This is a genomic window from Zoogloea ramigera (genome assembly GCF_006539865.1).
GTDB lineage: Bacteria > Pseudomonadota > Gammaproteobacteria > Burkholderiales > Rhodocyclaceae > Zoogloea > Zoogloea ramigera.
The window spans coordinates 1-21,452 of the sequence record NZ_BJNV01000070.1 but is presented as its reverse complement, the minus strand read 5'-3'; the positions used below and the strand labels follow the sequence as shown (position 1 = coordinate 21,452).

Here is a 21,452-nt window from a genome sequence, read left to right as displayed (position 1 = left end):
CGGGCTGGGCGGAGCCCGGCCCTGGGGGTGCTCAGCCGGCCTTGCGGAAGGTGAGGTTGAGGCGGCACGCCCCGGTGGCCGGGTGGTGGCCATCCCCCACCGGCAGCACGCCGTGGAAGCGCAGCCGGGCGGGGCCGCCCCACACCAGCACGTCGCCGTGGGTGAGGGGAATGCGCCCGGGCTTGTCGCTGCGCTCGAGGCCGCCGAAGAGGAACACCGCCGGCAGGCCGAGGGACAGGGACACGATGGGCTGGCTGAAGTCGGCCTCGTCCCGGTCCTGGTGCAGGGCCATTCTGGCGCCGGGGGCGTAGCGGTTGATCAGGCAGGCGTCGGGCACGAAACCGGCAAAGCCGGCGCGGGCCGCGCTGTCGGTGGCGAGGTCCTGCAGCACGGCGGGCATCGCCGGCCAGGGCTGGCCGCTGTCCGGGTCGATGGGCGAGTAGCGGTAGCCGCGGCGGTCGCTGACCCAGCCGAGGGCGCCGCAGTTGCTCATCGCCACCGACATCCGAAAGCCGCCGCGGGTGAGCATCTGGCGCCACGGCGCGCGAGCCAGCACGCTGCGGATCGCGGTGAGGAGGGCCGGCACGTCGCCCAGGGCCGCGCCCGGCAGCAGCACGGCGCCGGGGGCGATGGGCCGGGGCGCGTCGGGGGCGGGCGCGAAGAGGTCAGGCGTGAAGAGGTCGGCAGTGTGCGGATCGCTCATGGGGCGTGGCCCAGCTGGGCTTCCTGGTCGAGGAGGTAGCGCTTGCGGGCCTCGCCCCAGCGGTAGCCGGCCAGGGGGCCGTCGCGGCGGAGCACCCGGTGGCAGGGGATCGCCACGGCCAGCGGGTTGGCGGCGCAGGCGCCGGCCACCGCCCGCACTGCCCGGGGGGCGCCGATGCGTGCGGCGAGTTCGGTGTAGCTGAGGGTGTGGCCGGGGGCGATCTGGCCGAGGGCCTGCCAGACCCGCTGCTGGAAGGCCGTGCCCATGGGGGCGAGGGGCAGGGCCAGGGCGCTGCCGGGCGTGTCGATGAAAGCCGCAACCTGGGCCAGGGCGGCGCCGTCCGTGTCGGGCCGGGCCTGGGGGTGGGCGGCGAGCAGGCTGGTGGCGAGGGCGCCCGCGTCGTCGCCCAGGCTGATGGCGCACAGCCCGGCGGGGCTGCGGGCGACGAGCAGGGCGCCGAGGCTGCACTGGCCGACGGCGTAGCGGATGTCGGTGGGGGGCATGGGGGTCTCCCGGTGGCGTGGAGATGCAAATCTAAGCCTTTTCGATCGGCCGAGGCTATCGTGATCAGCAAGACGGGCAATTGGACGGCGGATGGGCCGGTGGCCACAATTGAGACCATGAAAAGGCAGGAGATTCACCATGAAAACGATCCAGACCGCCCGCCATGCCGCCCACGCCAGCGCCCATGACCATCCCGGGCGTTTCTATAGCGGGCTCGTCGTGGCCGCCCTCGGCACCGGCTTGTGGCTCGCCGAAGTGGCGCGCATGATCTGGGGGCAGTGAGTCAGTGGCTAGGGAGTGTCGATGAATCATCAAGAAACTGCATCCGCCCCGGGGCTGGCCCTGGCGGATGGCAACGTGGCAGCGCTGGCCTGGCGGGACGCCTGGCGCCTGCAGGCGCGCAATCATCCGTGGATGACCGGCGGCCTCGGGCTGGCGCTGGCGGCGCTGGCGTTGCTGCTGGGGGCGGGCATCCGCGATGGCCTCTCCAGCGGCGGCGAGCCCCTGCGCCTGGCGATGCTGGGCGGGATGGCGGGCTTTGCCGCGACGGCGGTCGGGGCGCTGGCCGGCGTCACGCTGCGGCAGCTGTCCCAGCGGGCCGAGGACAGCCTGCTGGGTTTTGCTGCGGGGATGATGCTGGCGGCGAGCTCCTTCTCGCTCATCCTGCCCGGCCTCGCGGCGGCGAAGGAGATGACCGGTAGCGGTGTGCTGGGCGCGCTCACGGTGGTCGGCGGGATGGCGCTGGGGGTGCTGCTGATGCTCGGCCTCGACCGCTTCACGCCCCATGAGCACGAGAGCAGCGGCCCCTGCGGCCCGGGTTGCGAGCGTATCGGGCGGGTCTGGCTGTTCGTGCTGGCGATCACCCTGCACAACCTGCCCGAAGGCATGGCGATCGGGGTGAGCTTTGCCCAGGGCGACCTTAGCGTTGGCCTGCCGCTCACCAGCGCCATCGCAATCCAGGACATCCCCGAAGGCCTGGCGGTGGTGATGGCGCTGCGGGCGGCGGGGGTTGGCAGCTGGCCGGCGGCGTTGATGGCGGGGGCCTCAGGGCTGATGGAGCCGCTCGGGAGCCTGTTTGGGGCGGGTATCGCCGGCGGCCTGGCGCTGGCCTACCCGGTCGGGCTGGGGCTGGCGGCGGGGGCGATGATCTTTGTCGTGTCCCACGAGGTGATCCCGGAGACCCACCGCAACGGCCACCAGACCAGCGCCACCCTCGGGTTGATGGCGGGTTTCGCGGTGATGATGTTCCTGGATACGGCGATGGGTTAGCCGATCGCTTTTGCCAATCTGGAGCACTGCTTTTTGCAATTGGACGGCCTGGCGGGCCGGAGCGATACTATTGCCGTGTTCCCGCCTTTGCCGGCTATCCGAGCCCCGGGCGGGCCGAAGAATTGCTCACCAGGAGATCACCATGAAGAAGAAATCCGCCAAGACCGCCGGCCCCGTGATGGACATCGGCATTTCCGCCGACGATCGGGCCGAGATCGCCGCCGGCTTGTCGCGCCTGCTTGCCGACAGCTTCAATCTCTACCTGATGACCCACAACTTTCACTGGAACGTGAAGGGGCCGATGTTCAACACCCTGCACGTGATGTTCATGGCGCAATACACCGAGCAGTGGAACGCGCTGGACATCATCGCCGAGCGCATCCGCGCCCTCGGGCATCCGGCGCCGGGCACCTTCAAGGCCTTCGCCAAGCTCGCCAGCATCGAGGAGCCCGAAGGCGTGCCGACCGCCGTCGACATGATCCAGCTCCTGGTTGCCGCCCAGGAGGCCACGGCCCGTACCGCGCGGGGCTTGTTCCCGCTGGTGGACAAGGCCAATGACCAGCCCACCGCCGATCTGCTCACCCAGCGCCTCGAGGTGCACGAAAAAACCGCCTGGATGCTGCGCAGCCTGCTCGAGGAATAAGCCGCCGCCCCGCGCGACGGGGTGTCCAGTTGTTTGGCCGATGCCCTCCGATGCCCCGCTCCTGGGGGCGCCGGAGGGCATCGTCGTCAGCGGGCTCCGTTCAGCGTTCGCGCTGCCACAGCATGCCGTGGGTGACGATGAACTGGTATTTACGGGCGTGCTCGCGGATCACCAGCGGGACTTCCTCTTCGCGGCGCAGTACGAAGCCCTCGTCGCGCAGGAAGGCCTTGAGGGCTTCGGCGCTCTTCACCGGCCGGCCGTCTTTTTCGAAGCCGCCCAGCCAGGCCTCCCGGGGCGTGAACTGCTCGAGCCACGAGTAGGGCGAGAACAGCGCCACCAGGCCGCCCACGCGCACCAGCCCGCGCGGCCCGCCGAGCCGGCCCAGCAGTGACTTGGGGCTGGGCAGGCGGCACAGCAGGTTGGCCATCAGCACCGCGTCCAGGTCGACAAGCTCGGCGGGCAGCGAGGTGGCATCGGCCTGGCGGAAGCTCACCCGTGAGCGGTCGATGTCGGCGGCCACGCTGGCCCGCACGGTGACGCCCAGGTCGCCTTCGTCGCGGCGGAAATAGTCGAGGCTGCCGTGCTTTTGGAGCTGGTTGGCCGCGTCGATGAAGGCGCGGGAGAGGTCGACGCCGAGCACCTCGCCGAAGCCGCGGGCCAGCTCGAAGCTCGCCCCGCCCACCGCGCAGCCGATGTCGAGGGCGCGGGCAGTGCCGCTGCCGTACTTGTGCGCACCTTCGAGCAGCCACTGGGCGCAGCGCTGGGGGAAGGCGGTGGCGCACTGGGGGCCGCCAGGCCAGGGCATCTGGCTGGCTGGCGTGCCGTGGTGGAGCAGCATGTAGTCGTCGACGATGCGGGCATCCTCATACACCTGGCTGCCGGCCTCGGCCGCGCCGAGCTTCACCACGCCGCCGTCGTGGGCGGCCTGCACGACGCGGAAGCCCGAGTGCTGGAAGAAGTGCGGCCGGAAGTGGAAGCGCGACCAGACGCTGGCCTCGTCGCCGCAGGAGATCCACGAGCCGCCCAGGATCATCTGGTGCTGGCCGTCGTAGCAGGGCGTCGAGAAGTCGTCGTAGTAGGGGTGCACGCGGGCGCCGGGCAGTGGGTTGAAGTCGTCGCCATGCCATTGCCAGACGTTGCCGAAGACGTCGTGGGCGCCGCTGGGGGCCGGTTTGCCGGCGTCGACGGGCCACGGCGAGCCGTGGGCGAGCTGGCTGTTCCAGCCGATCTCGCGGCCGAGGGTGGCGCCGTCCATGCGGAAGGCCGGGTCGCTGCCGGCCCAGGCGGGGTCGCGCAGGGCGTTGTGTTCGGCCTCGGTGGGCAGGCGGCAGGGCTGGCCGTCGCGGGCGGTGCGCCAGGCGCAGTAGGCGGCGGCTTCATGGGCGTTCACCTCTGCCGGCCAGTTCCAGGGCATCGGGATGGTCTCGAAGAGAGTGCGCAGACGGTAGCGGTGCAGGCCGGCGGGGCCCTCGGAGATCCAGAAGCAGGGCCACTTGCTGTTGCGAAAGCTGCGCCAGTCCCAGCCGGCTTCGGTCCACCATTGCGGGTCGAGATAGCCGCCGGCCTGGATGAACTCGAGGAAGGCGCCGTTGCTGACCAGGGTGTGTTCGGCCCGGAAGGCTTGCACCGACACCTGGCGCTGACCATATTCGTTGTCCCAGCCGAAGCTGGGCCAGTCGCGCGGTTTGCCCAGGCTGACGGTGGTGGCGGGGATGTCGAGGAGGCGGCCGGCCGGGTAGTCGATGCCGGCTCGGGGCGGGAAATTGGCGTTTTCGGCCGCCGGGTAGAGGGCTGGCCAGGCGGCGGGCCGCTGGACGAGCTCGGCGGGCAGCTCGCGGATCAGCACCGAGGAGGTCTCGAGGTGGATGCGTTCGTGCTCGAAGCCCAGGAAGAGCGCCCACAGGGGGTGGTCCATGCCGATGGGCGGGTGGCCGTCGGCGAGGTCGGGGTGGGTGGCGATGAGGTCGCGGACGACGGCATACACCTGCTGGCGATAGGTGTGGGCCTCGGCGAAGCTGGGCCACAGCATCTCGTTCTTCGACATGTCGTCCCAGCGCATCTCGTCGACGCCGGTCTCGAAGATGCGTTCGAAATAGGGGTTGAGCGGCGCGTCGATGAGGCCTGCCACCCGCAGCTTGTTGATGTAGAGGGCCGCCGGGTGACAGTAGTAGAAGATCATCGGGTGGCGCAGGTGATGGTAGGGCGGCCGGTAGAAGGCCTCCTCGCCCTGCAGGCCGGCAAAGAGCAGCTCGGTGAGAGTCCATCCGTTGTCGAAGGCGGCGTGCACCGACTGGCGGGTGCAGTTGGCGAGGTTGGGCGCCGGTAGCGCGGTGAGGGTGCCGTCCGGCTGGCGGCCGGGGCAGCGCTCGGGCGGCAGGCCGGTCCACCACCAGCTGGCGCGCGGGCCGTGCAGCAGGGCGTCGTGCTCGCCACGGAGGTTCTGGCGCCAGGGTTCGGCGCTGGGGTGGGCTTGCGACATGGAGGTCTCCTTGAAGTCTGTTGTGCCCGAGGGGCGGGCGTCGTGTCGATTAGGGGCCGTTTCAGGCAAAGAGTTCGGCCTGCAGTGGCTGCGCGAAGGATGCCTCGGGCTGGGCGTCGCGTCGGCTGAGGGCGGAGGCCCGCACGCCGAGCAGGCGGATGCGTCGCTCCAGCGGCACCCGCCGGGCGCATTCGCCCGCGGCCCGGCGGATCACCCGGGCGTCGCCGGTGGGCGCTGGGAGCGTCTGGTCGCGGGTGACCGTGCGGAAGTTGTCGAAGCGCAGCTTGAGGCCGATGGTCTTGCCCAGGTAGCCCTTGCGCGCCAGGTCGGCGGCGAGCTGCTCGCATAGACGGGTGAAGTGAGCGGAGAGTTCGGCCTTGTCCTGGCGGGGGTGGAGGTCGCGCTCGAAGGTGGTCTCGCGGGACAGGCTTTTGGGTTCGCTCTCGGTGACCACCGGGCGACTGTCGTGCCCGTGGGCGGCGTCGTGCAGCCATTGCCCGTAGCGGCTGCCGAAGTGGGCCTGGAGCCAGGCCGGGTCGGCGGCGGCGAGCTGGCCGATGGTGGCGATGCCGAGGCCCTCGAGGCGTGCCGCGGCCTTCGGGCCGATGCCGTTGATGCGCTTGGCCGGCAGCGGCCAGATGCGGGTGGGGATGTCGTCCGCCGCGACGATGGTGATGCCGGCGGGCTTGTCGAGGTCGGAGCAGAGCTTGGCGAGCAGCTTGTTGGGGGCGATGCCGATGGAGCACGACAGCCCGGTGGCGCTGCGCACCGCCTGTTGCAGCTCGAGCGCCAGGGCCCGGGCGCCGTCGTGGCTGCCGGCCGGGTTGAGGGCGCTGAGGTCGAGGTAGATCTCGTCGATGCCGCGGTCTTCCATTTGCGGCGCGATGGCGCGGGCGGCGGCCTTGAAGAGCCGGGAGTAATGCCGGTAGGCGTCGAAGTCGGCGGGCAGCAGGATGGCGTCGGGCGCCAGCTGGGCGGCCTTCATCAGGCCCATGCCCGAATGCACGCCGAGGGCGCGGGCTTCGTAGGTGGCGGTGGTGATCACCCCGCGGCCGCTGTAGCCCCGCAGGTGCGGGAAGTCGTCGCCCTCGATCGGCGCCACGGCGCGGCGCCCACCCACGACGACGGCCTTGCCACGCAGCTGCGGGTAGCGCAGGAGTTCGACAGACGCGAAGAAGGCGTCCATGTCGAGGTGGGCGATGCTGCGGGGCAGGGAGGGCATGGCAAGGAACGAAACCGCAGGGCCTCCATTGTGCCCCAGCGCCGGCGGATTCGGCGGCCCGCGCTCGGGGCCTGGGGCGTACGATTCGGGCGTGCCGGTTGCCCAGGGGGGGACCGGGGGGATCAAGCCGAGGAGTTCATGAACATGCGAAGGACGATTACGGCCCTGTTGTTGTCGGCATGGGCCGCCGGTGTCGTCGGCGGTGCACCGGGCGAGGTGCCGGAAGCCGATTGTGAGCGGATCGCCCGTCGGCTGGCGCTGGCCCGGGACGAGGCGGACCGGGCAAAGCAGGCCTACGACCGGGAAATGAGCCAGGACAGCATGACGGCCTATTACCGGGCGCAGTTCGAGCTTGCCGCGGCGAAGGGTGAGGCCGCAGCCTGCCAGGGCGCGCCGGCGGAAGGCCGGGGGGCCGCGAACGCGGAGGGGCGGTGAGGGGCGCGGGCCGCCCGCAAACGAGAAAACGGCCCGCGCTGCAAGGCAGAGCGGGCCGTTTTGCCGGTCGGGTGACGCCCTCAGGCGTCACCGTCCAAGCAGGGTGCCGTGATTAGGCAGCCTTCTTGGAGGACTTGGCCGGGGTGGAGGCGCTGACAGCCTTGACGGTGGCGCTGGTGGCAGCGGCAACGTTGGCTTCGGCGATCTCGGCGACTTGCTTGGCAGCCTTGGTCACGCTGTCGTAGGCGGAGTTGGCGGCGGCGATGGCGGACTTGACAGCAGCCACGGCGACGTCGGAGCCGGCCGGAGCGGACTTGGCAGCCTTGTCGAGGGCGGCGGCGAAGGTCTTGTTGGCTTCAGCGACTTGGGTTTCGAACATCTTGGAAACTTCTTCCTGGGTCTGGGAAGCGATTTCGTAGATGCTGCGGGAGTAGGCGACAGCCTTCTCGACCACCGGCTGGGCCAGGGAGGTTTGCAGGGCGACCAGCTCTTGCACGTCCTTGGCACCCATCAGGGCCTTGGCGGAAGCAACGGTGTCTTCCAGCACGGCACGGGCGGTGTTGAGGTTCAGGGCAGCGATGCGCTCGGCGCTGGCGAAAGCGGTGTTGGCCAGGGCCAGCAGGGTTTCGACGTTGGCTTTGTTGGCGGCAACGATTTGCTCGGGGGTGTTGGTCATGACAATCTCCTAAGTGGTGTGATGCGTGAATTGGTGAAGCTGAATTCTGTCGGCTTGCTGGCACCTGTTTGGTGCATCGCAGCATTGGTTTGAATTATATTCACGCCGGAAGGACTGTCAACAACTTTTTGTTGCGCCGCACAAAAATATTTAAGAGGCCCTTAATCTTTTTGAAAACAAACGCTTGAGTGAGTTGTGCGGGCATCCCGGATGGGCCCGGGAAGGGGCTCCGGGCGGGCCGGCGCAGGGCGCGCGTCGGCCGGAAACCCTTTGTGCAAAGGGCTTTCGGGCTGCCTCAGGGTTTGGCGGGGGCGTCTTTCTTCTTGGGCTGGATGGTCACCTGCACGCGCCCCTGCTGGCTGGGTACGGTGGTGGCGTTGGGGCCGTTGGTGACCAGGTAGGTCTCGGTGAGGCCGTTGAACTGGATGTACTGGCCGCGGACTTCGTCCTCGCCGCTCTTCACGCGGCCGCGCTGGAAGAACTGGGACAGCTCGCTGCGGGCGTCGTGCTCGATGCGTTCGCCCTCGCCTTCGACCCACTCGTTCTTGCCCTCGCGCTTCTGGCGGAAGCGGGCCAGGCCGCCCTCGCCGCCGGTGGCGATGCCGCGCTGGTAGCCTTCGAGATCCTGGCTGACCACCAGCTTGTCGCTGCGGATGGTGAGGGTGCCCTGGGTGAGCACGACGTGGCCTTCGAAGATGTGGATCTTGTTCTTGTCGTCGACGGTGACCCGGTCGGCCTCGATGTTGACGGGCTTGCTGCGGTCGGCCCGTTCGGCGTGGGACTGGGGAGCGGCCAGGCTCAGCAGGGCGGCGAGGGCGAGGGGGGCAAACTGCCGGGGGGCGATTTTCATGGTTTCGGCGTCGGGGCGTTTCGGTAGAGGGTTCCGCGGACCTGACCCTGCAGGCGGACTTCGCCGATGATGTTGTCGCTTTCCATGCGTTCGGCGTTGATGACGGTCTGGCCCTGGGTGAGGGTGACGGGCTTGTCGGCGCGCATCTTTTCGTCCTCGGGCCAGACGGTCATCTGTTCGGTGCGCAGCGTGGATTCGGGCTTGCCGGCGTGGGCGGCGCGGCGCACCAGGACCTCGTCGGTGAGGACCACGGTGGTGCCGTCCTTGTTCACCGAGGCGAAGCGCGATTCGACCCACACCGGCTCGGGGCGGTTGAGGTAGTTGAGGCGCGGGTTCTTGAGCTCGCTGGATTCGTCGTCGGCGTAATGCAGCATGCTGTCGGCCACCAGGATGTACTGGACCTTGCCGGTCGGGTCGAAGCGGTGCAGCGTGATTCTTTCAGCGCTGAAGTCGGCCTCGTGGCGGGTCTTGTCGGTCTTGGCCACCGGGTCTTGCTGGGTGACCCGGTCGAGCCACACGGAGACGCCGGCGAGCAGGGTCAGCACGATGACCGGGAAGAGGCTGTGGCTGCGATCTCTGATCATGCTTGGGTGCCTTGCCGCAGCATCAGATGACCTTCGCGAGCATGAGGTCGTGGTGGTTGAGGGCGCCGACCAGGCGGCCTTCGCGGTCGGCCACCAGGAGCTGGCTGATGCGCAGGCGCTCCATCATCTCGGCGGCCTCGACGGCGAGGGCCTCGGGGTGGATCGTCTTGGGGCCACGGCTCATCACGTCGGCCACGCGGGCGGTGCTGAAGTTGCAGCCGCTGGCGAGGGAGCGGCGCAGGTCGCCGTCGGTGTAGATGCCGATGATGCGGTCGCCGTCGCCGTCGCCGATGATGGCGGTCATGCCCATGCCGGCGCGGGTCATTTCCATCAGCGCGTCGGCGAGCAGGGCGGTTTCGGCAACCCGCGGCACGGCGGGGCCGCTGCGCATCACGTCGGAGACGTGGGTGAGCAGGCGGCGGCCGAGGGCGCCACCGGGGTGGGAGCGGGCGAAGTCGTCGGCACCAAAGCCGCGGGCGTCGAGCAGGGCCACCGCTAGGGCGTCGCTGAGGGCCAGCGCCGCGGTGGTGCTGGCGGTGGGGGCAAGGTTGAGGGGGCAGGCTTCCTCGCGGATGGCGCCGTCGAGGTGCACGTCGGCCTCGCGGGCGAGGGGCGAGTCGGGGTTGCCGGTGATGGCGATCAGCCGGGCGCCCTGGCGCTTGATGAGGGGGACGATCTTCAGCAGCTCTTCGCCGGAGCCGGAGTAGGACAGGGCGATCAGCACGTCGTCGGCGGTGATCATGCCCAGGTCGCCGTGGGCCGCCTCGGCGGCGTGCACGAAATAGGCCGGGGTGCCGGTGCTGGCGAGGGTCGCGGCGAACTTGCGGCCGATGTGGCCCGACTTGCCGACGCCGGAGACGATGACCCGCCCGCGGGAGGCCAGGACCAGGCCGACCGCCGCGATGAAGTCGTCGCCCAGCCGGTCGGCCAGTGCGCGGACGGCCTCGGCCTCGATTTCGAGGACGCGGCGGGCGAGTTCCAGAATATGGGCAGGCGCGGCGGCGATCGGGGCGGAGCTCATGGCGGCAAGGGTATAATTCGGGCGTGGAAGTATAGCAGATCGACTATTCCGCCCCTTTTCGGGCGGCGCCCCCCGTCCTATGGTCAATACCCTCGAGCTGGTGCTCGCCCTTCTTGCCGGCGCGGTTCTGGTGGTCGGAATCTTCCGGTCCCTCAACCTGCCGCCGGTCCTCGGCTACCTGATGGTGGGGGCGGCGGTCGGGCCCCACGCGATGAACCTGATGGCCGACGCCAGCGGAGCCCGCTACCTGGCGGAGTTCGGGGTGGTCTTTCTGATGTTCACGATCGGGCTGGAGTTCTCGCTGCCGCGCCTGTTCAGCATGAAGCGCATCGTGTTCGGGCTGGGCGCCTTTCAGGTGCTGGCGTCGATCCTGCTGGTGATGGTGGTGGGGGGGCTCGCCGGGCTTGGCTGGGGGGCGGCGTTTGCGCTGGGCGGGACGCTGGCGATGTCATCCACGGCGATCCTCTCCAAGCTGCTGTCCGACCGCCTGGAGCTGGATTCCAAGCATGGCCGCGAGACCATCGGCGTGCTGCTGTTCCAGGATCTGGCGGTGGTGCCGCTGCTGATCCTGATCCCGGCCCTCTCGAAGCCGGCCGAGGTGCTCCTCGAGACCCTGGCGCTGGCGACCGTGAAGGCGGTGGTGGTGCTGGGGCTGGTGCTGTTCTTCGGGCAGCGCCTAATGCGTGCGTGGTTCTTTCATGTGGCGCGCCAGCGGTCGGCCGAGTTCTTCATGCTCAATGTGCTGTTCATCACCCTGGGCCTCGCCTGGCTCACCGAGATGGCCGGCCTGTCGATGGCGCTGGGGGCTTTCCTGGCCGGCATGCTGATCTCCGAGACCGAATACCGCTACCACGTGGAAGAAGACATCAAGCCTTTCCGCGACGTGCTGCTGGGCCTGTTCTTCGTGACGGTCGGGATGTTCCTCGACGTGGGGCAGATCATCCTCAGCCTGCCGGCGGTGCTGGCGATGCTGGCGGCGCTGCTGTTTGGCAAGTTCATGATCGCCGGCGCGGCGTCGCGGGTGCTCGGCAGCGCCCAGGGCACGGCGGCGCGCACCGGTTTGTGGTTGTGCGCGGGTGGCGAGTTCGGCTTCGTGCTGCTGTCGCAGATCGACCAGGCCCGGCTGCTGTCGCCGGCGCTGTCGCAGGTGGTGGTGGCGGCGCTGGTGCTGTCGATGCTGCTGGCGCCCTTGATCGTCCAGGCCAGCGAGAAGATCGTGCTGCGCCTGGTGCCCTCGGAGTGGATGAGCCGCTCGCTGCAGCTCACCAGCATCGCGACCCAGTCGATGTTCGTCGACAAGCACGCGATCCTGTGCGGCTTCGGCCGCAACGGCCAGTATCTCGGCCGCCTGCTCGAGCAGGAGGGCATCACCTACATCGCCCTTGACCTCGACCCGGAGCGGGTGCGCGAGGCCGCTGCGGCCGGCGAGACGGTGGTCTTCGGCGACGCGGCCAAGCGCGAAACCCTGATGGCCGCCGGTATTGCGCGGGCCTCGGTGGTGGTGATCACCTACGCCGACACCGACGCCGCACTTAGGGCGATGAGCCAGGTGCGCTCGATCTGCCCGAACGTGCCGGTGGTGGTGCGCACCGCCGACGAGGTCGATCTGGACAAGCTCCGCCAGGCCGGCGCCGCCGAGGTGGTGCCGGAGTCGGTGGAGTCGTCGCTGATGCTGGCCTCCCACGCGCTGGCGCTGGTGGGGATTCCGTTGCCGCGCATCCTGAAGCGCATCCGCGAGATCCGCGCCGAGCGCTACCACCTGCTGCGCGGCTTCTACCGGGGCGGGGAGGCCAACGGCGAGGCCCTCGAGGAGCGCCAGCAGATCCGCCTGCATTCGGTGGTGCTCGACGCCGGGGCCTACGCCATCGGCAAGACCCTGGCCGATCTGCGCCTGCATGAGCTGGGCGTTGAGGTGAGCGCCCTGCGCCGGCAGCGCGTGCGCATCGTCGAGCCCGCCGTCGATACGCGGTTGAGCCTGGAGGACGTGCTGGTGATGCTCGGTACGCCGTCGCAGCTGGCCAACGCCGAAACCCGGCTTTTCAAGGGCCTGTAACCCTCACCTTTTCCACGAAACGCCGGGCCGGGCCTGCCGGGCGTGGGATTGCCCCAAGGAGACCCGGGCCGTCCCGAGTTTCCCTGGACCCCCTCGGGGGGCAGGCCAGGCTTGTCCGGCTCCGGGGGGCGTCCCAGGGAAACGCCGGGCCGCCCCAAGTTTCCCTGGACCCCCTCGGGGGGCAGGCCAGGCTTTGCCTGGCCTCGGGGGCCGTCAATAAGCCGCGCAGACCGTATAGAGCCCCGCGTCGGTGAGGTCGGCCGGGGCGATCGCGGCGCCGCTGCTGGCGCCGCTGGCCAGCAGGCGGATCGTGCCGCTGGCCGGCAGGCCGTCGTCCATGGCGATGTCGATCTGGCGGGCGAAGCTGCCCGAGAGGTTGTCCTGACAGATGAAGAAGGTGCCGCTCCAGCCCGCGATGGGGGCCGCGCCGGTGACGCCCAGGCGCCCGCCCGCCGCGTTGCGGGGCAGCCAGTCGGTGATCACGATGCCGTCGGTGCCCGGGCTGCGCCCGTCCCCGGTGGCCAGGTTGGCGAGCCGCACATGCTGCCAGACGAGCACGGTCTCGTCGGTGGCGGTGGTGGAGTTCCAGGCGCCGTCGATGCGCCCGTTGCCGGCGCTGCCGCCGGTGCTGGCCCGCACGGCGCCGGCCAGCCGGTTGGCCACGCCCGGGTCGTCGCCGGGCATCGCGCGAAAGCGGTCCTGGTAGGCAAAGATGTGGGTGGAGGTGTTGCGAAAGTCGTTGATGACGCTCTTCACCTTGGCGCTGTTGATCAGCTCCTGGCCCTTCAGAACGCCACCGAGCAGTAGCCCGATGATGACCATGACGACTGCGATCTCGACCAGGGTGAAGCCTTGCTGCCGTTTGTTCATGGAGTCTCCCCTCATCTTGTCTTGTGGGTGCCGCCCGGCGGGCGGTGCCAATGTCAAGACTATATGCCGGAGGGGATGCTCGATGCAAATGGGCTTGTCGTCAGGCGGCCCGGACCGGGGGGCGTGGAAGGGTGGGGGCGGCGATGATGCGCGGGCTGCGCAGGCGATAGACCGGTACGTAGCCCTTGCCCTTCAGCATCAGCAGCACCGGCTTGGCGAAGACGAAGGCGCCGCGCAGGCGCTCGAACGTGCGCCCGTCGCACTGGATCACGCTGGGCTCGCCCTCGGTGCACAGGCGGTGGGCGAGGTTTACGGTGTCGCCCCACAGGTCGTAGATGAAGCGCCCGCGCCCGACCACACCGGCCACCACCGGGCCGGAGGCGATGCCGATGCGCAGCTGCAGGGTGAGCCCGTCGGTGAAGCTGTGGTCGTGCAGGGCGGCCTGCATGTCGAGGGCCAGGGCGGCCATCGCAGCGTGGGCCTCGTGGGGGTGGGCGTGCAGGCCACCGGCCACCATGTAGCCGTCACCGATGGTCTTGATGCGCTCGAGGCCGCGCTTCTCGCACAGTTCGTCGAAGCGGCAGAAGATGCGGTTGAGCATCTCGAAGACCTTGACCGGCGCCATGCCGCTGGCGATCCGGGTGTAGTCGACGATGTCGGCAAACATCACCACCACCTCCGGGTGGCCGTCGGCGAGGGTGCCCGAGCTGTCCTTCAGGCGCGCTGCGATCGGCGCCGGCAGGATGTTGAGGAGCAGGCGCTCGGAGCGCTCCTTCTCGAGGCGCAGCTGGTGATGGGCGTCGGCCAGTTTCTCGCGGGTCCGGCCGCGCCGGCCCTGGGCGTAGCGCAGTTGCAGATACAGCACCGACGAGACGAGGGCGATGTGGAGGGCGACGAAGGCGCCCGGTTCGCCGCTCGGAGGCGGCAGGCTCGCCGACAGCGCGGTGCCCAGCAGGAAGCCGGCGAACCACCACGTCGAGCCCGCCACGCGCCCGCTCAGCAGCGCCGCCGCGGGCGCCAGCAGGCCCCACAGGGCCAGGCCGGAGGTTCCGGGCAGGGCGCCGATGCCGAGCTGGGTGACGACGGGGAAGGCCAGCAGCAGGCCGAGCTGGACGAAACGGTAGGGCGCAAACCAGCGGTGGCCAGCGAACAGCGCCAGATTGACGAGGGCCAGCGCCGGTACCGTTACGGCCGCTGCCACCGGAAAGCCGGGGTCGATGGCCTTGCAGGCGCCCAGCCACACCAGCGCCGCAAGCACGAAGAGCAGGCTGCCGAGGTTGAGGAGGGTCTTGCCGAGGCGCAGCTCCTCGTCGTCCTGCGCCTGCAGGCCGAGGCGGAGGAGTCGCTGCAAGAAAAGGGGGGCCTGGGTGGCCGACATCGGGTTTCCTGACGGGCTGTGATGTGACAAGTGTCACGCGGTCGGGAAAGCCGGGTCAACACCGCCCATCCGGTGCTTTCGGGAAAAGTGTGACGGGGGCTTCAGGGGAGGCGGCCGGCGCTGATCAGGCGGTGGGCGATGAGGTTGGGTGACAGCCAGCTGACCCGGTCGTCGAAAGCGCCCCCCGGCGCGCCGGGGTTTTCGGAGGTCGGCCGGGCGTAGAAGAGCCGGCTGTCGGGGCCGGCGTTGCGGGCTTCGTCGCTGCCGGCTACGGGCGGGGTGAGGGCGTTGCCCTCGTGGTCGGTGGCGCCCAGCCCGTTGGCGCCGTGGGACAGGATGACCACCGGCGTGCGCCCGCCGTCGGTGGTGAGGAAGAGCTCGGTGCCGTCGATGTTGCGGGTCTTGATGTCGATGTCGCCGTCGGCCAGGTTGGCCTTCTCGCCGACGACGGTGTGGCGGATGTCCCACACGTACTCGCGGCCGACCGCGTAGCGCAGGCGGCGCGACCAGCCGTCGAGGCCGGGGATGCCGAGGGTCGCCCACGGCAGCAGACCGACGTTCTTGCGGCATTTTTGCGGGGTTTCCCGGTCTTCGCTGCCGTCGGTGGCGCTCTTGGCGGGGCAGGGGAAGTAGCCCTTGCGGACCACGTGGCCGAGCAGCGCGTCGCGGGCTTCGTCGAGGGCCGCGTCGGTGGCGGCCTCGGCGCGCCGGGCCAGGTGGGCGGAAAGGCCGGCGGTGAGGCTGCCGGCGAGCAGGGTGAGGATCAGCAGCACGATGGCCATCTCGACCAGGGTGAAGCCGTGCGTGCGCGGTGGGTGACGGTCGGGGGCCATGGTCTTCAGGGGATGCACAGGGCGACGTCGGTGGTTACCGCGGGGTCGCTGCTGGCGAAGGGGAGGGCGATGCGCTCGGGCAGCACGCCCAGTTGGCCGGCGGCGAGGGCCGCCAGGGTGGGGGCTTCGAGGTAGTTGGCAGTGGATTGGCGGTCGGCCGGGGTGATGCGTGGTTGGCCGCCACCGCGCTCGCCCCCGAAGATGAGGGCGCCGCGGCAGCGCCCGCTGCTGCTGGCGAGGCAGTCGCTGCCATCCCGGCAGCGGGCGTAACGCATCATCTCGGCCCAGTTGGCGATGGCGTCGCGAAGTTCGGTGTTGCGGCAGGGGCCGCTCAGGCGGTCGAGGGGCGGCAGCAGACCGAGCTCGACGGGGCCGTGGGCCTGGGGGGCGACCACGGCGGGGAGCGGGTTTTTGGCGAGGCAGGCGGCGGTGGCCTGGAACAGGCTCTGGAGGTAGGGGCCGTAGCTCGCGCGGCGCTTGAGCTGGCTATGGATGTCGGCGGTGGTGATCGTGGCGACGCGGTCGTCGCTGGCCTCGGTGCCCGGGCGGACGTCGATGATGCCGCTGCCGGCGGTGGCGCCGAGGGCTTCGACGTAGTGCTGGATGTTGCGGGCCTCCGGGTCGCCGCCGCAGCGGGCGGGGCCGGCGCTGCGGTGCTGGCCGGCGCGGGGCGGCCCGGCGGCGATCACGAGGGCGGCGGCGAGGCCGGTCTGGTCGCCGGGCAGGGCGATGGCGGTGCCGCCGGTGTCGTGGAGGCGGAAGCGGCCGGTGCTGTCCCAGTTGAGCACGTCGGGCTTGGGGTTGTTCTTGACGCTGCCGGCGACGGCGTACCACAGGCATTCGCCCGCGCCGTCGCGCAGGTCGGGCAGGTTGAGGGTGAGGTAGGGCAGGCGGCCGACGCTGGCCTGGTCCTTGGTGCCGCAGGTTTCGGACGAGCCGTCGCCGTCGAGGTCGGGGCAGGGCAGATAGCCGAAGTCGGCGTCGGGGTGTTCCTTGCTGCGGTAGGTGGCGGCGAAGCCGATGAGGGCTTCGCGGGCGACGGCCAGGGCGTGGGCGGTCTGCATGTCCTGGCGGAGCTGGCGGCTGGCGGCGCTGGTCTGGTGGGAAAGCAGCCAGCCGACGGCGCCGAGCGCGCCGAGTACCAGGAGCGCGGGCAGGAACATGCCCCGTTGGCGGCGCCTGCCGCGGCCTCGCGTCATCAGGGGGCGGCGGCGCTGGGCGGGTCGCCGACGCGCAGGCGGTGGAGGCGGCCGTCCGGGCTCCTGACGTCGGCCGTCGAGCTGCCGAGGTGGATCTGCTGCGGTTTTGCGGGGTGGGCCTGGCCGTCGAGGAAGAGCGTGGGGGCGCCGCGGCTGGGGCTCACGATGCCGTCGAGCCGCGGTGGTGGGGCGGGCGGGGGGCGGAGGCTGCCGGGGCGGTCGATCAGGGCCCTCTCGGCGGGGCTGAAGAAGAGCCGCCCGAGGGGCTCGGCGTGGGCGGGCTGCCAGGGGGCGAGCAGCAGCGGCAGGGCGACCAGGGCGCTGCGCGCAAGCGGAAACCACAAACCGGGCGTCGAATACATTCGCATGTTGACGCGAATTTAGCACGCCTCGGCCCGCCTGTCGGCAAGTCTTATGTCATCGGCTGCGGCAGGGCGGGTTCAGGGGGCGGCGATGACCCGGTTCTTGCCCGAGCGCTTGGCGAGGTACATGGCCTTGTCGGCGCGGTCGACGGCGTTCTCGGGCTGCTCGTCTGGCTTGAGCTCGGCGACGCCGGCGCTGAAGGTGATCAGCAGCTTCTGCTGGCGGGCCAGGAAGAAGCGCTTGGTAAGGGCCCGCTGCAGGCGCACGAGGGCCGCTGTGGCGCTGTCGAGGGCGGTGTCGGGCAGCAGGACGACGAACTCCTCGCCGCCGTAACGGCCGACGGAATCTTGCGGGCGGACGTTCTCGCGGATCACGTTGGAGAGGTGCTGGAGGGCCTCGTCGCCGGTCTGGTGGCCGTGGGTGTCGTTGATCAGCTTGAAGTTGTCCACGTCGAGCAGGCCCAGGCACAGGGGCGTGCCGCGCCGCTGGGCAAAGGCGGCTTCGCGGCTGAGGGCCTCGTCGAGGCCCTTGCGGTTGAGCACGCCGGTGAGGGGGTCGTGGCGGATGAGTTCGCTGGTCTGTTCGAGCTCGGCCTGCAGGCGGGCGATCTCGGCGTTGGCGTGGTTGGCCTGGTGGCGGAGTTCTTCGATCTCGCCGCGGGAGCGCTGGGTGGATTCCTGCACCGCGCGGGTTTCGCGCATCACGTCGGCGATCACGTCGGTGAGCTCGGAGATGTCGCGGGCGGCGGCGATGCGCCCGGCGGACTCCTCGATCCGGGCGTGGTAGTCGCCCGTTGAATCGGCGAACTCGCCAAGGCGGTCGACGAAGGTCTTGAGCATCTCCTTGAGCCGGGTCTGGGCGTCGTCGAGCTCGTGCTTGAGGCTGCTCTGGCGATGGATCACGTCGCGCAGGCGGATTTCGAGTTCGCCCAGGATGCGCACGTCGAGGGGCTGGGAGAACATTTCGCCCATCAACACCATCTGCCCGTGCAGCCAGCGGTCTTCGACGACGAGTTCGCCGATGTTCTCGAGGATCAGCTGGAGCACGCGCTGGAGGGCTTCGCGCACGGCGTGCTGGTCTTCGGCGGCCCAGTCGAGCCTGGCGCGCAGCGCCTGGAGGCGCTCGAGAAGTTCGGCCGGGGCGAGGCTGGGCGGGGTGCTGCGCACCGCTTCGGCCAGCGCGTGGGCGTCGTCGGCGATGCCGGGCTCGAGGCTTCGGGCGTGGGTGGCGATGCCGTCCAGCAGCATGAGCAGCAGCTCGGCGAAGAGCGGGCTCGCGGCAGGGGCCTCGGTGGCCGCTGCCTGGGGGGCGGGGGCGGCACCGGGGTGGGCTGGCGCCGCTTCCCCGCCGGGCAGGTCGTCGTCGTTGTTACGGGACCAGCTGCGCAACATGCCGTTGAGGCGCTCGACGAGCTTGTCGGCGTGGGTGCCGGAGGCACTCAGGACGCGCTCGAGCATCTCGCGCTTGCGGGCCTGGGTGAGGCCGGCGTGGCGGCGATCCCATTCGGTGATCAGGTCTCGGAGGAGCCCCCCGAGGTTGAGCTCGGGGCTGTCGGTGTTCGACAGGGCGGTGACCAGCGCAGCGCGCAGCGCGGCCCAGTCGCCGGTGCCGATGGCGGATTCCACGTCCTGGGCGATGCGCAGGGCTTCGCGGTTGTGGCGCGGCAGGGCGGCGGCCAGCTGGCGCAGGGCCCGCTCGGGGAATATCTCGTCTGGTGGCGTGCCGGCGATCTCGTGGTAGAGGGCGCGGTAGTTGTCGGGGGTGGGGGCGATACGCCGCAGGGCGAGTTGGCGCAGGGTTTCGCGAGCGATGTCCGATGGCTGGGTCGTATCGATCATTTTTGGGCGTTGCAGGGTCTGGGCTCGTTTTGGAAGCATTCGGACATCCCGCTGCAGGTCGGGCAAACGGGCCCTGGATTTTGCGTTGGAATCGTTCGGAATAACGGCGCGCCGCCGCCGGCCTTGAGGGCTCCGCCCGGTCGATCTCCTCGGGCCGCCTATTCGGCCAGACCGTGCTTGAGCCCGTAGTGGGTCAGCTCGGCGTTGTTGCGCAGGTTCATCTTTTCGAGCAGGCGGGCGCGGTAAACGCTGACCGTCTTGACGCTGAGGTTGAGGGCTTCGGCGATCTCGGCGGGCGTCTTGCCCGAGGCGATCATGCAGAGGGTCTGGTATTCGCGGTCGGAGAGCTTCTCGTGGGGCGGGCGTTCGCTGTCGTCGCCGATGGCGTTGGCGAGCTCCTCGGCGAGGGACGGGCTGACGTATTTCTTGCCGCTGGCCACCTGGCGGATCGCGGTGACGAGGAGTTCGGGGGCGCTCTGCTTGGTGAGGTAGCCCGCGGCGCCGGCCTTGAGGGCGCGGATGGCGTATTGCTCCTCGGGGTACATGCTGAGGATCAGCACGGGCAGGCGGGGGTATTCCTTCTTGATCAGCTTGAGTGCGTCGATGCCGTTGCGGTCGGGCATCGAGACGTCCATCAGCACGACATCCCACTCGCCGGCGCGCACCATCTGCACGGCCTGGACGCCGTTCTCGGCTTCGCCGGATACGGTGAGGTCGGGCGTGTCGGAGAGGATCTGGCGCAGGCCCTGCCGGACGATCGCGTGATCGTCGGCAATCAGGACCCGGATGGGTTTCTTCATGGATGCGGGCTCCGGTGAGGGTTCGGATGTTCGTCTGCCGTGGCGGGCAGCAGGGGTGCGCGCAGCGTGAGGCGCGTGCCCTGGGGGGTGACCGGGCTCAGGTCGAGACGACCGCCGAGGCTGGTCAGGCGCTCGCGGATGCCGCGCAGGCCGAAGGAGCGGGGCTTGCGCAGATCGGCGGGGGCGAGGCCGCAGCCATTGTCGGTGATCTCGAGGACGACCTCGTCGCCCTCCTGCATCAGGCGCACGCCGACCGCGGTGGCGCGGGCGTGCTTGCTGACGTTGGTGAGCGCCTCCTGGAAGACCCGGAACAGGGCCAGCGAGGTATCATAGTCGGGGTTGAGGTCGTGGTCGGTGCACAGGATGTTACAGCTTATGCCGGTGCGCTGGGCGAAGTCTTCACCCTGGGACTCGATAGCCGCGGCGAGGCCGAAGTCTTTGAGAATGCCGGGGCGCAGCTCGCGGGTCACGCGGCCGACCGTGGCGATCGCGTCGTCCACCATGCGCCCCACGTTGCGGGCCCGTTCGCGGGCCTGGGCCGGGTTGGCCTCGAGCTTGGCTTCGAGCAGCGACATCTCGAACTTCATGGCGACCAGGGTGCCGCCCAGCACGTCGTGGACGTCGCGGGCGATGCGCTCGCGCTCGTCCTCCTTGATCCGCTGAAGGTGGTTGGACAGCGCCGCCAGCTGGCTGCGGGATTCCCGCAGGTCGGCCTCCACGCGCTTGCTGTGGGTGATGTTCCACATCACGCCCTCCCACACCACCGCGCCGGCCTCGGAGAGCCGCGGCGAGCTGCGCAGGTTGATCCATTTGAGTTCGCCGCTGGCGAGCTGGATGCGGCCTTCCCAGTTGAGGGTGGACAGGTTGTCGGACGACACCCGCGCGGCCTCGATGAAGCCGGGGACGTCCTCGGCCAGCAGCCAGTTCATCCAGCCGGCCGAGCCGCTGATGAGCTCGTCGGCCGGGGTGCCGAAGAGCATCGCGGCCGCCTCGCTGAGGTACTGGAAGCCGAGCATGCCCTCGGGCGTGTAGCTCATCTGGAAGACCACGCCGGGGATGTTGTCGGTGAGCGCCCGCAGGCGGGCTTCGCTCTGGCGCAGGGTCTGTTCGGCCTGGCGCTTCTCGCGGCGGTTGCCGGCCTCGCGCAGCTCCCGTTCGATGGCCGGGATCAGGCGGTCGAGCTTGTTCTTGCTGAGGTAGTCGTGGGCGCCAGCGCGCATCGCGGCGATCGCCTCGTCTTCCTGCATCACGCCGGAGACGATGATGAAGGGCAGGTCGAGGGCCAGGTCCTGCAGCAGACGCAGCGCTGCCTGGGCGCTGAAGCCGGGCAGGTTGTGGTCGCACAGGATCAGGTCCCAGTGCTCCGCCGACAGCGCCTCGTGCATCTCGGCCTCCGACATCACCTGGCGGTAGGTCGGTGCGTAGCCCGCGTCGCGGAAGCGGTGGAGGAGCAGGATCACATCGTCTTCAGAGTCCTCGATGAACAGGAGGCGGATCGGCGGCTTGGCTTTCGGGCGCGATGCCACGGCGGCGGGCTTCAGGGCTGCAGGCATGCACATTCCCGGGCTGCGTTATTCGGGCGGTTCTGTTTATAATCGCGGCCTTGCTCGGGCGCGCTTTGTTGTGAAGGATAGAGCAGCCCGCGCGCTCCCGTCCATGCCGCGAGGTGCCAGAAGGGCTTCAAGGGGCGAAGGCAGGGTTTGCCGGTGTAGCTCAGTTGGTAGAGCAGCGC

22 protein-coding genes are annotated in these 21,452 nt (G+C 69.9%); 5 read left to right on the top strand and 17 right to left on the bottom strand.

Annotated features, from left to right (window positions below; translation table 11 throughout):
* Positions 1-31: 31 nt before the first annotated feature.
* On the bottom strand, positions 32-703 hold the full coding sequence (gene alkB / locus ZRA01_RS16800) for a DNA oxidative demethylase AlkB (protein WP_141354339.1): 672 nt from the start codon (positions 701-703) through the stop codon (positions 32-34).
* Positions 700-1,206: a methylated-DNA--[protein]-cysteine S-methyltransferase gene (locus tag ZRA01_RS16795; protein ID WP_246093718.1), complete on the bottom strand. Its 507-nt coding sequence runs from the start codon at positions 1,204-1,206 to the stop codon at positions 700-702. The genes alkB and ZRA01_RS16795 overlap by 4 nt, the downstream gene beginning before the upstream one ends.
* Positions 1,207-1,345: 139 nt before the next feature.
* On the opposite strand from ZRA01_RS16795, the gene ZRA01_RS20595 reads away from it, so the two are divergent.
* From ZRA01_RS20595 to ZRA01_RS16785, 3 genes are all read left to right on the top strand, one after another.
* Entirely contained in the window at positions 1,346-1,489 is a 144-nt protein-coding gene (locus ZRA01_RS20595; protein ID WP_170183010.1) for a hypothetical protein, read from the top strand.
* 21 nt (positions 1,490-1,510) lie between these two features.
* Positions 1,511-2,476, top strand: coding sequence for a ZIP family metal transporter (locus tag ZRA01_RS16790; protein WP_141354335.1), 966 nt, complete (start codon positions 1,511-1,513; stop codon positions 2,474-2,476).
* Between the two features lie 142 nt (positions 2,477-2,618).
* A complete protein-coding gene (locus tag ZRA01_RS16785) occupies positions 2,619-3,119 on the top strand; it encodes a Dps family protein (protein WP_141354332.1) in 501 nt (166 codons plus the stop codon).
* Positions 3,120-3,219: 100 nt separating this feature from the next.
* On the opposite strand, the gene ovoA is transcribed toward ZRA01_RS16785, so the two are convergent.
* Both ovoA and dinB read right to left on the bottom strand, forming a co-directional pair.
* Positions 3,220-5,598 (bottom strand): 5-histidylcysteine sulfoxide synthase, encoded by a 2,379-nt coding sequence (ovoA, locus tag ZRA01_RS16780; protein WP_141354330.1) that lies wholly within the window; start codon positions 5,596-5,598, stop codon positions 3,220-3,222.
* Between the two features lie 61 nt (positions 5,599-5,659).
* On the bottom strand, positions 5,660-6,820 hold the full coding sequence (dinB, locus tag ZRA01_RS16775) for a DNA polymerase IV (RefSeq protein WP_141354328.1): 1,161 nt from the start codon (positions 6,818-6,820) through the stop codon (positions 5,660-5,662).
* 144 nt (positions 6,821-6,964) lie between these two features.
* Here dinB and ZRA01_RS16770 point away from each other — a divergent pair, with 144 nt between their 5' ends.
* Positions 6,965-7,255, top strand: coding sequence for a hypothetical protein (locus tag ZRA01_RS16770; protein ID WP_170183009.1), 291 nt, complete (start codon positions 6,965-6,967; stop codon positions 7,253-7,255).
* A 112-nt stretch (positions 7,256-7,367) separates the two neighbouring features.
* On the opposite strand, the gene ZRA01_RS16765 is transcribed toward ZRA01_RS16770, so the two are convergent.
* The 4 genes from ZRA01_RS16765 to ZRA01_RS16750 all read right to left on the bottom strand — a co-directional run bounded on the left by ZRA01_RS16765 (position 7,368) and on the right by ZRA01_RS16750 (position 10,386).
* On the bottom strand, positions 7,368-7,931 hold the full coding sequence (locus ZRA01_RS16765; RefSeq protein WP_141354325.1) for a phasin family protein: 564 nt from the start codon (positions 7,929-7,931) through the stop codon (positions 7,368-7,370).
* 295 nt (positions 7,932-8,226) lie between these two features.
* Positions 8,227-8,781, bottom strand: a complete 555-nt coding sequence (gene lptA / locus ZRA01_RS16760) for a lipopolysaccharide transport periplasmic protein LptA (RefSeq protein ID WP_141354323.1) — start codon at positions 8,779-8,781, stop codon at positions 8,227-8,229.
* Positions 8,778-9,365, bottom strand: coding sequence for an LPS export ABC transporter periplasmic protein LptC (gene lptC, locus ZRA01_RS16755; RefSeq protein ID WP_141354321.1), 588 nt, complete (start codon positions 9,363-9,365; stop codon positions 8,778-8,780). Before lptC ends, lptA begins: the two co-directional genes overlap by 4 nt.
* A 22-nt stretch (positions 9,366-9,387) precedes the next feature.
* Positions 9,388-10,386: a KpsF/GutQ family sugar-phosphate isomerase gene (locus ZRA01_RS16750; RefSeq protein ID WP_141354320.1), complete on the bottom strand. Its 999-nt coding sequence runs from the start codon at positions 10,384-10,386 to the stop codon at positions 9,388-9,390.
* A gap of 79 nt (positions 10,387-10,465) precedes the next feature.
* Here ZRA01_RS16750 and ZRA01_RS16745 point away from each other — a divergent pair, with 79 nt between their 5' ends.
* Complete coding sequence (locus ZRA01_RS16745; protein WP_141354318.1) at positions 10,466-12,439, top strand: monovalent cation:proton antiporter family protein; 1,974 nt, start codon at positions 10,466-10,468, stop codon at positions 12,437-12,439.
* 213 nt (positions 12,440-12,652) lie between these two features.
* Here the strand turns inward: ZRA01_RS16745 and ZRA01_RS16740 are convergent, their stop codons facing one another.
* The 9 genes from ZRA01_RS16740 to ZRA01_RS20890 all read right to left on the bottom strand — a co-directional run.
* Positions 12,653-13,309 carry a prepilin-type N-terminal cleavage/methylation domain-containing protein gene (locus ZRA01_RS16740; RefSeq protein ID WP_141354316.1) on the bottom strand — a complete coding sequence of 219 codons (657 nt, stop codon included), beginning with the start codon at positions 13,307-13,309 and terminating at the stop codon, positions 12,653-12,655.
* A 100-nt stretch (positions 13,310-13,409) separates the two neighbouring features.
* Positions 13,410-14,660, bottom strand: coding sequence for an adenylate/guanylate cyclase domain-containing protein (locus tag ZRA01_RS16735; protein WP_170183008.1), 1,251 nt, complete (start codon positions 14,658-14,660; stop codon positions 13,410-13,412).
* Positions 14,661-14,788: 128 nt separating this feature from the next.
* Complete coding sequence (locus ZRA01_RS16730; protein ID WP_141354313.1) at positions 14,789-15,520, bottom strand: type II secretion system protein; 732 nt, start codon at positions 15,518-15,520, stop codon at positions 14,789-14,791.
* 5 nt (positions 15,521-15,525) lie between these two features.
* A complete protein-coding gene (locus ZRA01_RS20590; RefSeq protein WP_170183007.1) occupies positions 15,526-16,683 on the bottom strand; it encodes a hypothetical protein in 1,158 nt (385 codons plus the stop codon).
* Between the two features lie 35 nt (positions 16,684-16,718).
* Entirely contained in the window at positions 16,719-17,081 is a 363-nt protein-coding gene (locus ZRA01_RS20585; RefSeq protein ID WP_170183006.1) for a hypothetical protein, read from the bottom strand.
* 78 nt (positions 17,082-17,159) lie between these two features.
* Positions 17,160-18,920 carry a GGDEF domain-containing protein gene (locus tag ZRA01_RS16720; protein WP_170183005.1) on the bottom strand — a complete coding sequence of 587 codons (1,761 nt, stop codon included), beginning with the start codon at positions 18,918-18,920 and terminating at the stop codon, positions 17,160-17,162.
* 158 nt (positions 18,921-19,078) lie between these two features.
* Complete coding sequence (locus ZRA01_RS16715; protein ID WP_141354309.1) at positions 19,079-19,720, bottom strand: response regulator; 642 nt, start codon at positions 19,718-19,720, stop codon at positions 19,079-19,081.
* Positions 19,717-21,273 (bottom strand): hybrid sensor histidine kinase/response regulator, encoded by a 1,557-nt coding sequence (locus ZRA01_RS16710; protein ID WP_141354307.1) that lies wholly within the window; start codon positions 21,271-21,273, stop codon positions 19,717-19,719. Before ZRA01_RS16710 ends, ZRA01_RS16715 begins: the two co-directional genes overlap by 4 nt.
* Positions 21,258-21,452: hypothetical protein (locus ZRA01_RS20890; RefSeq protein ID WP_218028738.1), on the bottom strand; the 195-nt coding region annotated here is incomplete at its 5' end. The genes ZRA01_RS20890 and ZRA01_RS16710, both read right to left, overlap by 16 nt.